The sequence below is a fragment of the Nonomuraea africana genome (assembly GCF_014873535.1).
Taxonomy (GTDB): domain Bacteria; phylum Actinomycetota; class Actinomycetes; order Streptosporangiales; family Streptosporangiaceae; genus Nonomuraea; species Nonomuraea africana.
This window is the reverse complement of record NZ_JADBEF010000001.1, coordinates 3,045,250-3,061,340: the sequence shown is the minus strand read 5'-3', so window position 1 is coordinate 3,061,340 and position 16,091 is coordinate 3,045,250. Positions and strand designations below refer to the sequence as shown.

General features: G+C 71.0%; 11 protein-coding genes. All 11 read left to right on the top strand.

Features of this window, described 5'->3' with window-relative positions:
- Positions 1–115 precede the first annotated feature (115 nt).
- The 11 genes from H4W81_RS14490 (at position 116) to H4W81_RS14440 (ending at position 15,847) form a co-directional block, all read left to right on the top strand.
- Entirely contained in the window at positions 116–1,576 is a 1,461-nt protein-coding gene (locus H4W81_RS14490; RefSeq protein WP_192775286.1) for an aldehyde dehydrogenase family protein, read from the top strand.
- A gap of 24 nt (positions 1,577–1,600) precedes the next feature.
- A complete protein-coding gene (locus H4W81_RS14485) occupies positions 1,601–2,662 on the top strand; it encodes a quaternary amine ABC transporter ATP-binding protein (protein WP_192775285.1) in 1,062 nt (353 codons plus the stop codon).
- Complete coding sequence (locus H4W81_RS14480; protein ID WP_192775284.1) at positions 2,659–4,647, top strand: ABC transporter permease; 1,989 nt, start codon at positions 2,659–2,661, stop codon at positions 4,645–4,647. The genes H4W81_RS14485 and H4W81_RS14480 overlap by 4 nt, the downstream gene beginning before the upstream one ends.
- A 35-nt stretch (positions 4,648–4,682) precedes the next feature.
- A complete protein-coding gene (locus H4W81_RS14475; protein ID WP_192775283.1) occupies positions 4,683–5,666 on the top strand; it encodes an ABC transporter substrate-binding protein in 984 nt (327 codons plus the stop codon).
- A 184-nt stretch (positions 5,667–5,850) separates the two neighbouring features.
- The gene (locus H4W81_RS14470; protein WP_192775282.1) at positions 5,851–8,259 is read left to right on the top strand and encodes a GcvT family protein; all 2,409 of its coding nucleotides are present in this window, start codon (positions 5,851–5,853) and stop codon (positions 8,257–8,259) included.
- An 11-nt stretch (positions 8,260–8,270) separates the two neighbouring features.
- Positions 8,271–9,527 carry a serine hydroxymethyltransferase gene (gene glyA, locus H4W81_RS14465; protein ID WP_192775281.1) on the top strand — a complete coding sequence of 419 codons (1,257 nt, stop codon included), beginning with the start codon at positions 8,271–8,273 and terminating at the stop codon, positions 9,525–9,527.
- Positions 9,524–10,756, top strand: a complete 1,233-nt coding sequence (locus tag H4W81_RS14460; protein WP_192775280.1) for a sarcosine oxidase subunit beta family protein — start codon at positions 9,524–9,526, stop codon at positions 10,754–10,756. Before glyA ends, H4W81_RS14460 begins: the two co-directional genes overlap by 4 nt.
- Positions 10,757–10,766: 10 nt before the next feature.
- The gene (locus H4W81_RS14455) at positions 10,767–11,045 is read left to right on the top strand and encodes a sarcosine oxidase subunit delta (protein ID WP_192775279.1); all 279 of its coding nucleotides are present in this window, start codon (positions 10,767–10,769) and stop codon (positions 11,043–11,045) included.
- The gene (locus H4W81_RS14450) at positions 11,042–13,918 is read left to right on the top strand and encodes a 2Fe-2S iron-sulfur cluster-binding protein (protein ID WP_225958621.1); all 2,877 of its coding nucleotides are present in this window, start codon (positions 11,042–11,044) and stop codon (positions 13,916–13,918) included. The genes H4W81_RS14455 and H4W81_RS14450 overlap by 4 nt, the downstream gene beginning before the upstream one ends.
- The gene (locus H4W81_RS14445) at positions 13,911–14,474 is read left to right on the top strand and encodes a sarcosine oxidase subunit gamma (protein WP_192775278.1); all 564 of its coding nucleotides are present in this window, start codon (positions 13,911–13,913) and stop codon (positions 14,472–14,474) included. Before H4W81_RS14450 ends, H4W81_RS14445 begins: the two co-directional genes overlap by 8 nt.
- Entirely contained in the window at positions 14,471–15,847 is a 1,377-nt protein-coding gene (locus H4W81_RS14440; RefSeq protein WP_192775277.1) for an L-serine ammonia-lyase, read from the top strand. The genes H4W81_RS14445 and H4W81_RS14440 overlap by 4 nt, the downstream gene beginning before the upstream one ends.
- Positions 15,848–16,091 lie beyond the last annotated feature (244 nt).

The window sequence follows — 16,091 nt, the reverse complement described above, 5'->3', positions numbered from 1 at the left end:
CGTATGGATTCACCCAGTGATTCCCCCAAACCCTTGACGAACAGAGGGTGACGGGTCAATTGTGTTCCTCATTGAGCATGGCCTTGCGCCATACGCAACGATCAGAGGTGTGCCGATGACCGATCTCTACATCGGCGGCACGTGGACCCAGCCGGTCGCCGGCGGACAGCGGAGTATCCTTTCGCCCGCCGACGGCAGCCTCGTGACCACGGTCGCCGAAGCAACAGCGGCCGACACCGCGGCCGCGATCACCGCCGCGAGGCACGCCTTCGACCGCGGTCCGTGGCCGGGCACTCCCGCCCGTGAGCGGGGCGCCCTGCTGTCCGCGGTCGCCGACCTGGTGGAACGCGACCGCGACGCCTTCGCCCGAGCCGAGTCGGGCGACACCGGCAAGCGGCTCGTGGAGAGCGAGTACGACGTCGACGACTCCGTCGCCTGCCTACGCTACTTCGCCGGCGTGGCCGGCACGGACGCCGGACGGGTCATCGACACCGGCCGCGCCGACGCGATCAGCCGGATCGTCTACGAGCCCGTCGGCGTCTGCGGCCTGATCACCCCGTGGAACTACCCGCTGCTGCAGACCACCTGGAAGGTGGCGCCCGCGCTCGCCGCGGGGAACACCTTCGTGCTCAAGCCCAGCGAGCTCACCCCGAGCACGGCGATCCTGCTCGTCCGCGCGCTGGAGGAGGCCGGCCTGCCCGCGGGCGTGGCCAACCTCGTGCTCGGCGCGGGACCCGAAGTGGGCGCGCCGCTCGCCGAGCATCCCGACGTCGACCTGGTGTCGTTCACCGGCGGCCTGGCGACGGGACGGCGGATCATGGCGGTGGCCGCGGCCACCGTGAAGCGCGTCGCGCTCGAGCTCGGGGGTAAGAACCCCAACATCGTCTTCGCCGACGCGGACTTCGAGACCGCGGTCGACTTCGCCCTCACCGCCGTGTTCCTGCACTCGGGCCAGGTGTGCTCGGCCGGCGCACGGCTGCTCGTGGAGGACTCCCTGCACGACGCCTTCGTCGACGAGGTGGTCAGGAGGGCGGAGCGGATCCGCCTCGGCGGCCCCTTCGACCCGGAGGCCCAGGCGGGGCCGCTCATCTCCGCCGCGCATCTGGCGAAGGTCGAGGAGTACGTGGCCGCGGGCCTCGCCGAGGGCGCGACCCTCCGCTGCGGCGGCCGCCGCCTGGACGGCGCGGGCCACTTCTACCCGCCGACCGTGCTCGACGACTGCAAGCAGGACATGCGCGTGGTGCGGGAGGAGTCCTTCGGCCCCGTGCTGACCGTCGAGCGCTTCACCGGCGAGGAGGAGGCGATCCGCCTCGCCAACGACACCGAGTACGGCCTGGCAGGCGCCGTCTGGACCCAGGACGCCGGCAGGGCGCAACGGGTCGCGGGACGGCTCCGCCACGGCACTGTGTGGATCAACGACTACCACCCCTACGTCCCGCAGGCCGAATGGGGCGGCTTCAAGCAGTCGGGCATCGGCCGCGAACTCGGCCCGACCGGACTGGACGAGTACCGCGAGATCAAGCATGTGTGGCAGAACACCCGCCCGCGCCCCCAGCGGTGGTTCCCCGCGAACTGACGCTCCGACGACCAAGAGGTGGCCATGACCGTGCCGTCACTGACCGAACCTAGTCAGCTCGACACCGACACCCCACCTGTCCTCGCCGTCAGGGGACTGTGGAAGGTGTTCGGTCCCAAAGCCGACGGAGTCGTCGGCACCACGCTCAGCCGTAAGGAGCTCAAGGAGCGGACCGGCTGCGTCGCCGCGGTGCGCGACGTCTCCTTCGAGGTGCAGCGCGGCGAGGTGTTCGTCGTCATGGGCCTGTCGGGCTCGGGCAAGTCCACCCTCGTCCGCTGCCTGACCCGGCTGATCGAGCCGACGGCCGGCGAGATCGTGCTGGACGGCGAGGACATCCGCAAGGCCGACGACCGCAGGCTGCGCGAGCTGCGCAGGCACCGCATGGCCATGGTCTTCCAGCACTTCGGCCTGCTGCCGCACCGGTGCGTGCTGGACAACGTGGCCTTCGGCCTGGAGATCCGCGGCGTGCCCAAGCAGGACCGCTACGCCCGCGCCCGTGAGGTCGTGGACCTGGTCGGACTCAACGGCTTCGAGGACTGCTACCCTGACCAGCTGTCCGGCGGCATGCAGCAGCGCGTCGGGCTGGCCCGCGCCCTCGCCGCCGATCCCGAGGTGCTGCTGTTCGACGAGCCGTTCTCCGCGCTCGACCCGCTGATCAGGCGGGAGATGCAGAACGAGGTCATCCGCCTGCACCACGAGGTCGGCAAGACGATGGTCTTCATCACCCACGACCTCAGCGAGGCGCTGAAGCTGGGCGACCGGATCCTCATCATGCGCGACGGCGAGCTCGTCCAGGTCGGCACGCCCGACCAGGTGGTGGGCGCGCCCGCGGACGACTACGTCAGGGACTTCGTCAGCGACGTCCCCCGCTCCCACGTGCTGACGCTGCGCTGGATCATGCGCCAGCCCCTGATGGACGAGTCGCTGGACGGCCCCGAGCTCGGCCCGGACGTCGTCATCCGCGACGCCGTCCACGCCGTGCTCTCGGCCGACCGCCCGGTGCGCGTGATGGACGGCGAGCAGCTGCTCGGAGTGGTCACCAGCGCCGAGATCCTCGAGGTGATCGCGGGAGGGCCGGGACAATGACCACTGTGGCGGTGGTGGCGGCCAGGCTGCCTGCCCGCAGATACCTGCTCCTCGCGGTGCTCGCCCTGTGGGTGCTGGGCTGCGCGATGTTCTACGGGCGGGACACGCTCGACCTCGGCGGCGCCGAGCTGACGCCCCTGCACACCTCGCTCAACGAGGGCATGGACGCCGTCGACGACAGCCGCAACAGCAACCCGTTCTTCCTGTACTTCATCAACTACATCAGGCTCTTCCTCGACGAGGCGGTGACGTTCGTCCAGGCGCTGATCAGCCAGCCCTCCTTCGGCCGGCCCCTTCCCGTCCTCGGCTGGCTCGGCGTCGTCGCGCTGGCCACGGCCATCGCCTGGCTGTGGGGCAACGGCAGGGTGGCGCTGCTCACCGCCGCGGGGCTCGTCTCCTTCGGCGTGCTCGGCCTGTGGCAGGAGAGCATGGACACTCTCGCTCTCACCCTGACCGCGGTCACGCTCTCGCTGGCCGTCGGCATCCCGCTCGGCGTGTGGGCGGGGCTGAGCGACCGGTTCAACCGGCTGGTGACGCCGGTGCTCGACTTCATGCAGACGATGCCGACATTCGTCTACCTGGCGCCGCTGACGCTCTTCTTCCTCATCGGGCCGGCCAGCGCCACGGTCGCCACGATGATCTACGCGATCCCGCCGGCGATCCGCATCACCTCCCACGGCATCAGGCAGGTCTCGCCCGACACGCTGGAGGCGGGCGCCTCGCTCGGCGCCACGTCCGCGCAGTCGCTGCGCCACGTGCGGCTGCCGATGGCCAAGCAGACGATCATCGTGGGCGTCAACCAGACCATCATGGCGGCCCTGTCCATGGCCACGATCGCGGCGCTCATCGACGCCCCGGGACTGGGCAAGACGGTGCTGAAGGCGCTGCAGACGCTCGACGTCGGCACCGCGTTCAACGCGGGTCTCGCCATCGTCATCATGGCCGTCGTGCTGGACCGGGTGACCTCGGCCGCGAGCAGGAGGGTGGAGGCGGAGCGGCGCGCGGGCCGGCTGCGCACACCGCGACGGCGCAGGCTGGAGCTGGCGGGCGCGTTCGGCGTCGTGGCCGCGCTCGGCTACCTGTCCTACACCTACGTCTGGGCAGCGGAGTTCCCGATCCAGGCGAACCTCGGCTCCTACGTGCGCCAGGCCGCGGACGCGGGGAGCCTGTGGGTGCAGGACAATCTCGCCGCCTACACCGACGCGCTCAAGAACGTGCTCACCAACACGCTGCTCAACCCCTTCGAGAAGCTGCTGACCGGATCGCCGTGGTGGCTCGTCGTCGCCGTCGGTGTCGCCGTCGCGCTGCTGGTGGGCAGTGTGCGAGCGGCCCTCGTGACCGCCGCGGGGCTGCTCGGGCTGGTGCTGCTCGGCCTCTGGCGGGACAGCATGGTGACGCTGGCCTCGACGCTCGTCGCGACGGTCCTCGTCATGGTGCTCGGCGTGGCGCTGGGTGTGTGGATGGGCCGCAGCGACAGGGTCGACACGGTGCTCAGACCGGTGCTCGACGCCGGTCAGACCATGCCCGCCTTCGTCTACCTGGTGCCGATCCTCGGCCTGTTCGGCCCGACGCGGTTCACCGCGATCATCGCGGCCGTCGTCTTCGCCGCGCCCATCGCGATCAAGCTGGTGGCCGAGGGCATCAGGAAGGTCTCGCCCACCACCGTGGAGGCCGCCATCTCGGCGGGCACGGGGACGTGGCAGCTCATCTCCAAGGTCCAGCTCCCGATGGCGCGCAGCGGCGTGACGCTGGCGGCGAGCCAGGGACTGATCTACGTGCTGTCGATGGTGGTCGTCGGCGGCCTGGTGGGAGCCGGAGCACTCGGTTACGACGTGGTGGCCGGCTTCTCCCAGCACCAGCTCCGCGGCAAGGGGCTGGCCGCCGGGCTCGCGATCGTCGTGCTCGGCATCGTGCTCGACCGCGTCATGCGCGCCGCCACGCAGCGGGCCGACGTGGCCGCGCACGGCGGTGTCACCCACAAGTAACGGAAAACCGGCTACTGACAACTCAGGAGGACCAGGTGGCGTTGACGAGGAGTGGAAAGGTCAGAGCGATCGTGCTCGTGACCGGCACCGGCCTCCTGCTCACCGCGTGCGGTGGAGCGAAGGTCGGAGAGCAGCAGCCCGCGGCCGGCGGCGAGGGGGCCAAGAGCTGCGGCACCTTCAATCTCGCCATCAACCCGTGGGTGGGATACGAGGCGAACGCCGCGGTCATCGCGCACGTGGCGGAGAAGAACCTCGGCTGCAAGGTGGTGAAGAAGGACCTCAAGGAGGAGGTGGCCTGGCAGGGCTTCGCCACCGGCGAGGTCGACGCGATCGTGGAGAACTGGGCCCACGACGACCTCAAGAAGAAGTACATCGAGGACCAGAAGGTGGCCGTGTCGGCGGGCCCGACGGGCAACAAGGGCGTCATCGGCTGGTACGTGGCGCCGTGGATGGCCAAGAAGTATCCCGACATCACCGACTGGAAGAACCTCAACAAGTACGCCTCGCTGTTCAAGACCTCCGAGTCGGAGGGCAAGGGCCAGCTGCTCGACGGCGATCCCTCGTTCGTCACCAACGACGCGGCCCTGGTCAAGAACCTCAAGCTCGACTACAAGGTGGTCTACGCCGGCAGCGAGGCCGCGCTCATCACCGCCTTCCGCCAGTCGGAGAAGCAGCAGAAGCCCATCCTGGGCTACTTCTACGAGCCGCAGTGGTTCCTGTCGGAGCTCAGGCTGGTCAAGGTCAACCTGCCCGCCTACACCGAGGGCTGCGACGCGGACGCGGCCAAGGTGGCGTGCGACTACCCGCCCTACGAGCTCGACAAGATCGTGAGCAAGAAGTTCGCCGACTCCGGCAGCCCCGCCTTCACCCTGGTCAAGAACTTCACCTGGACGAACGACGACCAGAACCTCGTGGCGAAGTACATCGCCGAGGACAAGATGACGGCGGAGGAGGCGGCCGCCAAGTGGGTGGCCGACAACCCCGACAAGATCAAGCCCTGGCTGCCCGCCCAGAGCTGACCTCTCACCGGCCCGATCGCACCCCGTGCGGTCGGGCCGGTGCTTGACGGTCATTGGAACGTTCTAAGTCGCCGTAAAGCCATACGGAATAAGACAGAACGCCCCTTGACACCCGCAAGGCGGCGAGCGACGCTTGTTGCGGAAAACGCTTTTGGTTGCATATGTCGCAACAACGGAGGTGGCTATGACGGGCCCGAGCGTCGTCATCATCGGGGCGGGCGTGGTCGGCGCGGCCCTGGCCGACGAGTTGTCCGCCCGAGGCTGGACCGATGTCACCGTGGTCGACCAGGGAGACGTACCCGCCACGGGCGGCTCCTCCTCCCACGCCCCAGGTCTGGTGTTCCAGACCAACGGCTCGAAGACCATGACCGAGATGGCCCGCTACACGGTCGAGAAGTTCGTCGCCCTCGACAGCTTCCTCCAGGTGGGCGGCCTCGAAGTGGCCACCACCCCCGACCGGCTGGCCGAACTGCACCGCAGGTACGGCTGGGCGGTCGCCTGGGGGATCGAGGCGCACCTGCTCTCGCCGGAGGAGTGCGTGGCCAAGCACTCCCTCCTCGACGGATCCAAGGTCCTCGGCGGCCTGTTCCTCCCCACGGACGGCCTCGCCAAGGCCGTCAAGGCGGTCGACGCGCAGCTCGCCAGGGCGTGCGAGCGCGGCGTGCGGGTGCTGCCCAGGCACGAGGTCCTCGACATCAGGACCGAGAACGGCAAGGTCGCCGCGGTGGTGACCGACCAGGGCGAGATCCCCGCCGACATCGTCGTCTGCTGCGCCGGCATCTGGGGGCCGAAGGTGGCCCGGATGGTCGGCATGAACCTCCCGCTCACGCCGCTGGCCCACCAGCTCGCCTGGACCGGGCAGGTGCAGGAACTGGCGGGGCAGACCGAGGAGGCCACCAGGCCCATCCTGCGGCACCAGGACGCCGACCTCTACTACCGCGAGCGCTTCGACACGCTGGGCATCGGCTACTACGGCCACCGCCCGATGCCGATCAGCGCCGACGACATCCTCTCGGTCGACGAGGCCGAGGTGATGCCCTCGGTGCTCACCTTCACCCCCGACGACTTCGCCGACGCGTGGTCCGCGACCCAGGACCTGCTGCCCTCCACCCAGTCGGCCAAGGTCGAGGAGGGCATCAACGGGCTGTTCTCCTTCACCACCGACCACCTGCCGCTGATGGGCGAGTCACCCCAGGTCAAGGGCTTCTGGGTGGCGGAGGCTGTCTGGGTCACCCACTCCGCGGGCGTCGGCCTGGCCATGGCCGAGTGGCTGGTCGACGGCCACTGCTCCTCCTTCGACCTGCACGAGTGCGACGTCAACAGGTTCGAGCCGCACCAGCTCGCCCCCGACTACGTGCGGGCCAGGGGCTGCCAGAACTACGTCGAGGTCTACGACATCATCCACCCCCTCCAGCCCATGGAGGAGCCGCGCCCGCTGCGCACCAGTCCCTTCCACCCGCGCCAGCAGGAGCTCGGCGCGGTCTTCCTCGAGGCCTCGGGGTGGGAGCGCCCGCAGTGGTACGGCGGCAACGCGGCCCTGCTCAAGGGAAGGGACATCCCCACCCCCGGCGACTGGGCCGCGCAGTACTGGTCTCCGGTCGTCGGCGCGGAAGCCCAGGCCACCCGCGAGTCCGTCGCCCTGTACGACATGACCGCGCTCAAGCGCCTGGAGGTCAGCGGCCCCGGCGCCGTCGCCTTCCTGCAGTCCCTCACCACCGGTGACGTGGACAAGTCGGTCGGCTCGGTGACCTACAGCCTCCTGCTCGACACCGACGGCGGCATCCGCAGCGACGTCACCGTCGCCCGCCTCGGCGTCGAGGAGTTCCAGGTCGGCGCGAACGGCAACCTCGACCTCGACTGGTTCGACCGGCACCGCCCCCGCGACGGCTCGGTGCAGGTCCGCGACATCACCGCCGGCACCTGCTGCGTCGGCGTCTGGGGCCCGCGGGCCCGCGACCTGGTCCAGCCGCTCACCACCACCGACCTGACCGCGCTGCGCTACTTCCGCGGCACCCGCGCCTACATCGGCAACGTGCCCGTCACGATGCTGCGCCTGTCGTACGTCGGCGAGCTGGGCTGGGAGATCTACACCACCGCCGACATGGGCCCCAAGCTCTGGGACACCCTGTGGGCGGCGGGCCAGGACCACGGCGTCCTCGCCGGCGGCAGGGGCGCCTTCACCAGCCTGCGGCTGGAGAAGGGGTACCGATCCTTCGGCACCGACATGACCTTCGAGCACGACCCCTACGAGGCGGGGCTCGGCTTCGCCGTGAAGCTGGACAAGGGTGACTTCATCGGCCGCGACGCCCTCCTCGCCCGCAAGGAGTCGGTGCGGCGCAGGCTCACCTGCCTGCTCACCGACGAGGTGGTCATGGGCAGGGAGCCGGTCTACGACGGCGACCGCGCCGTCGGCTACGTCACCAGCGCCGCCTACGGATACACGATCGGCAAGGGGATCGCCTACGCGTGGCTGCCGGCCTCGCTGGCGACCCCAGGACAGACGGTGGACATCGGCTACTTCGACCGCAGGGTCGGGGCCGTGGTCGCCGAGGAGCCCCTGTTCGACCCGGCGATGCAGCGCCTGCGCGGTTAGAAAGGACCCAGATGATCGACACTCCGCTGGACGTGGTGGACCCCGAGGTCCACGCCGCCATCGGCGACGAGCTCACCCGTCAGCGCTCGACGCTCGAGATGATCGCCTCGGAGAACTTCGCCCCGGCCGCCGTCATGGCCGCCCAGGGCTCCGTCCTCACCAACAAGTACGCCGAGGGCTACCCCGGCAGGCGCTACTACGGCGGCTGCGAACACGTCGACGTGATCGAGCAGCTGGCCATCGACAGGGTGAAGGCGCTGTTCGGCGCGGAAGCGGCCAACGTGCAGCCGCATTCGGGCGCGCAGGCCAACGCCGCCGTGATGGCCGCGCTGCTCGAGCCGGGCGACACCATCCTCGGCCTCGACCTGGCCCACGGCGGCCACCTCACCCACGGCATGCGCATCAACTTCTCCGGACGCCTGTACCGGGTGGCCGCCTACCACGTGCGCGAGAGCGACTACCTGGTGGACATGGAGGAGGTCGAGCGCCTGGCCCGCGAGCACCGGCCCAGGCTCATCATCGCCGGGTGGTCCGCCTACCCCCGCCGACTGGACTTCGCGGCCTTCCGCCGCATCGCCGACGAGGTGGGCGCCTACCTCATGGTCGACATGGCGCACTTCGCCGGCCTGGTCGCCGCGGGGCTGCACCCCTCGCCCGTGCCGCACGCGCACGTCGTCACGACCACCACGCACAAGACACTCGGCGGTCCCAGGGGAGGGGTCATCCTCTCCACCGAGGAGCTCAGCAAGAAGATCAACTCGGCGGTCTTCCCCGGGCAGCAGGGCGGCCCGCTGGAGCACGTCATCGCGGCCAAGGCCGTCGCCTTCAAGATCGCCGCAGAGGAGGAGTTCCGCGACCGGCAGCGGCGCACCCTGGAGGGCGCGCGCATCCTCGCCGAACGCCTGCTCGCCCCCGACGCGGTCGAGGCGGGCGTGCGGGTGCTGACCGGCGGCACCGACGTGCACCTCGTCCTGGTCGACCTGCGCGGGTCCGAACTGGACGGCAGGCAGGCCGAGGACCGGCTGCACGAGGTCGGCATCACGGTCAACCGCAACGCCGTGCCGTTCGACCCGCGGCCCCCGATGGTCACCTCGGGGTTGCGCATCGGCACCCCCGCCCTCGCCACCCGGGGCTTCGGCGCCGCCGACTTCACCGAGGTCGCCGACATCATCGCCACCGCGCTGACACCGCAGGCCGACCTGTCGTTCCTGCGCGGCAGGGTCGAGGCCCTGGCCGGCAAGCACCCGCTCTACGGAGATGCCCGATGAGCCCGCGCACCCCTGGCGCCGACCTGCCCGAGCACCCCGACCGGCTGTGGAGCGCCGCCGAGCCGAAGTCCTCCTACGACGTCGTGATCGTCGGCGGCGGCGGGCACGGCCTGGCCACCGCCTACTACCTGGCCAAGAACCACGGCATCACCAATGTCGCGGTCCTGGAGCGGGGGTGGCTGGCCGGCGGCAACATGGCCCGCAACACCACGATCATCAGGTCGAACTACCTGTGGGACGAGAGCGCCGGCATCTACGAGCACGCGCTCAAGCTGTGGGAGGGGCTGGAGGAGGAGCTCGACTACCCGCTGCTGTTCAGCCAGCGCGGCGTGCTCAACCTCGCGCACAGCCTCCAGGACGTGCGCGACAGCGTACGGCGGGTGCACGCCAACAACCTCAACGGCGTCGACGCCGAATGGCTCGACCCCGAGCAGGTGAAGGAGGTCTGCCCGATCGTCAACATCTCGCCCGACGTGCGTTACCCGGTGCTGGGCGCCACCTTCCAGCCCAGAGCGGGCATCGCCAAGCACGACCACGTCGCCTGGGGGCTGGCCAGAGCCGCCGCGGCGCTCGGCGTCGAGTTCATCGAGCACTGCGAGGTCACCGGGCTCCAGGTGCGTGACGGCAGGGTGACCGGCGTGGAGACCACGCGCGGGACGATCGCGGCGGGCCGCGTGGCGCTGTGCGCGGCGGGGCACACCTCGGTGGTGGCCGCCACCGCCGGCATCGACCTGCCGATCCAGAGCCACCCGCTCCAGGCGCTCGTCTCCGAGCTGCTGGAACCGGTGCACCCGACGGTCGTCATGTCCAACGCCGTGCACGTCTACGTCAGCCAGGCGCACAAGGGCGAGCTGGTCATGGGCGCCGGCATCGACGCGGCCAACTCCTACCGCCAGCGCGGCGCCTTCCACATCATCGAACGGCAGATGGCCGCGGCCCTCGAGCTGTTCCCCGTCTTCGCCAGGGCGCACGTGCTGCGGACCTGGGGCGGCGTGGTGGACGTCTCGCCGGACGCCTCGCCGATCATCGGCCTGACCCCGGTGGAGGGCCTGTATCTCAACTGCGGCTGGGGCACCGGCGGCTTCAAGGCGACCCCCGGCGTGGGCTGGTGCTTCGCCCACACGGTGGCCAACGACGAGCCGCACCCGCTCAACGCCCCCTTCTCCCTTGACCGATTCACCACCGGGGCGCTCGTCGACGAGCACGGCGCCGCCGCGGTCGCGCACTGAGGACCTCACGATGCTGCTGATCCCATGCCCATGGTGCGGCCCACGCGAAGAGGCCGAGTTCCATTACGGCGGGCAGGCGCACGTCGCCTACCCCGAGAACCCGTCGGCGCTGTCCGACGAGGAGTGGGCCCGCTACCTGTTCTTCAGGGACAACCCCAAGGGCCGCTTCGCCGAGCGCTGGAGCCACTCCGCGGGCTGCCGCCGCTGGTTCAACGCCGTGCGCGACACCGCGACCAGCGAGATCCACGCGGTCTACCGGGTGGGCGAGCCCAGGCCGGTGACCTCATGAGGCGTGAGAGCGGCGGGCGGATCGACCGCGGCACCACGCTGCGGTTCATCTTCGACGGCACCGAGTACACCGGCCACCCGGGCGACACCCTCGCCTCGGCGCTGCTGGCCAACGGGGTGCGCCAGGTCGCGACGAGCGTCAAGCTCGGCCGTCCTCGCGGGATCGTCTCGGCAGGAGGGGAGGAGCCCAGCGCGGTCGTGCAGATCGAGGCGCCGTTCCCCGAGCCGATGCTGCCCGCCACCACCGTCGAGCTGTACGAAGGGCTGGTCGCCAGTAGCATTCCCGGGCAGGGCAGGCTGGCCACGGAGCCCGACCCGGCCCGCTACGACGCGGTCCACGCGCACTGCGACGTCCTGGTCGTCGGCGCGGGCCCCGCGGGCCTGGCCGCGGCGCGGGCGGCGGCCGGCACGGGCGCGCGGGTCATCCTCGCCGACGAGCGCTCCGAGCCCGGCGGCAGCCTGCTCGGCACGCGCGAGTCGGTGACCGAGCCCGAGGCGGACGACGTGCTGGGGCCGCAGGAGGTGAGCCCCGGGGCCGAGTGGGCCGCGGCGACCGCGGCCATGCTGGACGGCCTGCCCGAGGTGCGGGTCCTGCCCAGGACCACCGTCATCGGCTATTACGACGACAACTACGTCGTCGCCGTCGAGCGGCGCACCAACCACCTGGGCGCCGCCGCGCCCGCCGACGTGGCCCGCGAACGCGTCTGGCGGATCCGCGCCAAGCGCGTCGTGCTGGCCACCGGCGCGCACGAGCGGTCGATCGCTTTCGCCGGCAACGACCTGCCCGGCGTGATGCTGGCCGGCTCGGCTCGCGCCTACGCCAACAGGTACGGCGTGCTGCCCGGCCGCCGCGCGGTGGTCTTCACCGCCAACGACAGCGCCTACGCCGCTGCCTTCGACCTCGCCGACGCGGGCGTCGAGATCGCCGCCATCGTCGACGTCAGGCCCGCACCCGGAGCGGCGTGGGCGGCCGGGGCGCGCGAGCGCGGCATCGAGGTGCTGGCCGGGCACGTGGTGACCGCCGCCCAGGGCGACGGGCAGGTCTGTGCCGTCCTGGTCGGCCGGCACCGGCCGGACGGCGAGGCAGCGGTGGGGGAGCGCGAGCTCGCCGCCGACCTCCTGCTCGTGTCGGGCGGCTGGAACCCCGTCGTGCACCTGTTCAGCCAGTCGGGCGGCACGCTGCGCTACGACGAGGGGCTCGGCACGCTCGTGCCGGACGCGTCCCGCCAGGCCGTCGAGGCGGCAGGGGCGGCGAAGGGCGTCTTCACGCTGACCGGCTGCCTGGCCGACGGCGCCGCGGCGGGTCACCGCGCGCTGGAGGCGGCGCACGGCACCGCCGTGGCCGAGCGGGCCGCCCCGCCGCGGGCCACCGTGGAGCCGGCGACGGCTCCTGGCGCGGCCTTCTGGCTGGTTCCCGCGACCGACTACCGCACCCACTTCGTCGACCCGCAACGGGACGTGACGGTGGCCGACGTGCTGAAGGCGACGGGAGCGGGCCTGCGCTCCGTCGAGCACATCAAGCGCTACACGACCGCGGGCACCGCCCACGACCAGGGCAAGACCTCGGGGCTGCTCACCACCGCGATCGTGGCGCACGCCCTCGGCGTCTCCGTGGGCGAGGTCGGCAGCACCACGTTCCGCGCGCCGTACGCGCCGGTGAGCTTCGCCGCCCTCGCGGGCAGGGACCGCGGCCTCCTGCACGACCCGGTCAGGGTGACCGCGCTCCACGAGTGGCACGTCGCCAACGGCGCGCTGTTCGAGAACGTCGGGCAGTGGAAGCGGCCCTGGTACTACCCGCGCGCGGGCGAGGACATGGAAGCGGCGGTCCTGCGCGAGTGCGCGGCGGCCCGGGAGAGCGTCGCCGCCATGGACGCCTCCACGCTCGGCAAGATCGACGTCATCGGTCCTGACGCCGCCGAGTTCCTCGACCGGCTTTACACCAACCTGATGAGCTCCCTCGCCGTCGGAGCGGTCCGCTACGGCGTGATGTGCCGGCCCGACGGGATGGTCTTCGACGACGGCACCGTCATCAGGCTGGCCGAGGAGCACTTCCTCGTCACCACGACGACCGGCAACGCGGCGGCCGTACTCGACTGGATGGAGGAGTGGCTGCAGACCGAGTGGCCGGAGCTGCGGGTGCACTGCACGTCGGTCACCGAGCAGTGGGCCACGGTGGCGCTGGTCGGGCCCCGGTCGCGCGAGGTGCTGGCCGGGCTCGCGCCCGATCTGGCGGTCGGAGCCGCCGACTTCCCCTTCATGACCTGGCGGGAGACCGAGGTCGCGGGCATTCCCGCGCGGGTGTGCAGGATCAGCTTCTCCGGCGAGCTGGCCTATGAGATCAACGTGACCTCGTGGGACGGTCTGCGCCTGTGGACCGCGATCATGGACACCGGCCTCGTCACGCCGTACGGGACCGAGACCATGCACGTCCTGCGCGCCGAGAAGGGCTACCCGATCGTCGGCCAGGACACCGACGGCACGGTCACCCCGCAGGACCTGGGCATGTCATGGGTGGTGTCCAAGAAGAAGCCCGACTTCATCGGCAAGCGCTCCTTCTCGCGGGCCGACACCTCACGGGCGGACCGCAAGCAGCTCGTCGGACTGCTGCCGGAGGATCCGGCAGTCCTGCTGCCCGAGGGCGCGCATCTGGTCGCGGGCGCCGAACCGCCCGAGCCGCCGGTGCCCACGCTCGGCCACGTGACCTCCAGCTACCGCAGCGCCGCCCTCGGCCGCACGTTCGCCCTCGCCCTGGTCAGGGGTGGGCCGAGCCGCGCGGGCGAGCGGCTCTACGCACCCGTCGGCGGGGCGCTCGTCCCCGTCACCGTCACCTCCCACGTCCTGTACGACCCGGAAGGAGCACGCCGCGATGGCTGAACGCAGGAGCCCGGCCGCCGCCTTCGCCGGCCGGTTCGAGTCCGCTTCCGCGAGCGGAGCGCTCCGCCTCGCGGAGCTCCCCTTCCTCACGCACGTCAACGTGCGCGTCGACCCGGCGAGCCAGGCCGCGGAGGAGGTCGCGGGCGTCCTGGGCACGCCGCTTCCCACCGAGCCGAACACCGCCGTGCGCGCGGGCGAGCTCACCGTGACGTGGCTCGGCCCCGACGAGTGGCTGGTGATCGGCCCTGAGGCGTTCCGATCCGAGCTCCTGCGCAAGGCCGTGGCCGACGGGCACGGGTCCGTGGTGGACGTGTCCGCGCAGCGCACCACGCTGCTGGTCGCCGGGCCGCGGGCGCGTGACGTGCTGGCCCACGGCTGTGCCCTCGACCTGCACCCGAGCGTCTTCGGGGCCGGCCGGTGCGCGCAGACTACGCTGGCGCGGGCGCAGGTCGTGCTGCTTCCCCAGGAGGACGGGTTTCTCGTGCTCGTCCGCTCCTCCTTCGCCGCCTACCTCGCCGAATGGCTGCTCGACGCGGCGACGGAACACCTGCGATGAGCATCGGCGTCTTCGATCTGTTCAAGATCGGTATCGGCCCGTCGAGCTCCCACACCGGCGGCCCGATGGCCGCCGCGCACAAGTTCGCCCGCGGCCTGCGGGCCGACGGGCTGCTGGAGCGGACCGCCCGCGTCGAGGCCATCCTGTACGGCTCGCTCGGCCTGACCGGCAAGGGCCACGGCAGTGACAAGGCCGTCCTGCTCGGCCTGTCGGGCGACAAGCCCGAACTCGTCGACGTCGACACCGTCGAGGCCCGGCTGGCCGAGATGCGCCAGGCCGGCCGCATCACGCTGATGGGCGAGCACGAGATCCCCTTCGTGGTGGGCCAGGACCTGGTCTTCGAACGCAAGATCTCGCTGCCCGAGCACCCCAACGGCATGCGCTTCACCGCTTTCGCCGCCGACGGCGCACCGCTGCGCGAGAAGGTCTACTTCTCCGTCGGCGGCGGGTTCGTGGTCGACGAGAACGCCACCGGCGCCGACCGGATCAAGCCCGACGACACCGTGCTGCCCTACAGCTTCACCACCGCCGAGGAACTGCTCAAGCACTGCTCCAACACCGGGTTGTCGATCTCGGGGCTGATGCTGGAGAACGAGAAGGCCTTCGGCCGCACCGAGCAGGAGATCCGCGAGGGGATTCTGACGTTGTGGCGGGTGATGTCGGAGTGCGTGCGGCGCGGCATCGCCAAGGAGGGCGTGCTGCCCGGCGGGCTGCGCGTCAAGCGGCGGGCGCATCAGTTGCATCGCAAGCTGCAGGCCGAGTCGGCCGAGCGGGATCCGTTGCACGCGATGGACTGGGTGGGCCTGTACGCGCTGGCGGTCAACGAGGAGAACGCGGCGGGCGGGCGCATCGTCACCGCGCCGACCAACGGGGCGGCGGGCATCATCCCGGCGGTGATGACCTACTGCGCGAGGTTCGTGCCGGGCTTCGACGACGACGGGGTGGTCCGCTTCCTGCTCACCGCGGCGGCGATCGGGGTGTTGTTCAAGGAGAACGCCTCCATCTCCGGCGCCGAGGTGGGCTGTCAGGGCGAGGTCGGCTCGGCGTGTTCGATGGCGGCGGCGGGGTTGACGGAGGTGCTGGGCGGCACGCCGGAGCAGGTGGAGAACGCCGCGGAGATCGGCATCGAGCACAACCTCGGGCTGACCTGTGATCCGGTGGGCGGGCTGGTGCAGATTCCGTGCATCGAGCGCAACGCGGTGGCCTCGATCAAGGCGATCGCGGCGGCGCGGATCGCGATGCGGGGCGACGGGCAGCATTTCGTGTCGCTGGACAAGGCGATCAAGACGATGCGCGACACGGGGCGCGACATGCTCGACAAGTACAAGGAGACCTCCCGCGGCGGCCTGGCGGTCAACGTCATCGAGTGCTGAAAGGCGTCGTCCTCACAGGGGGGCGCTTCGCGCCATGGGGTCCGGGCCGTGACAGCCGGGCCCCGGCGAGGGAGAACCCTCGCGCTCCCCATGTGGCTGACGTCCGATGATGGCGTCGGGGTGGATGCAGTGTCACGAAGGATCTTGCTTTCGCCCGGGAATGCGTGAAGGCGCATCACCGCACACCATCCCTCGTGACGAATACGAGGCGTACAAGGCCAGGACCCGACGGCTGCACGTTGAT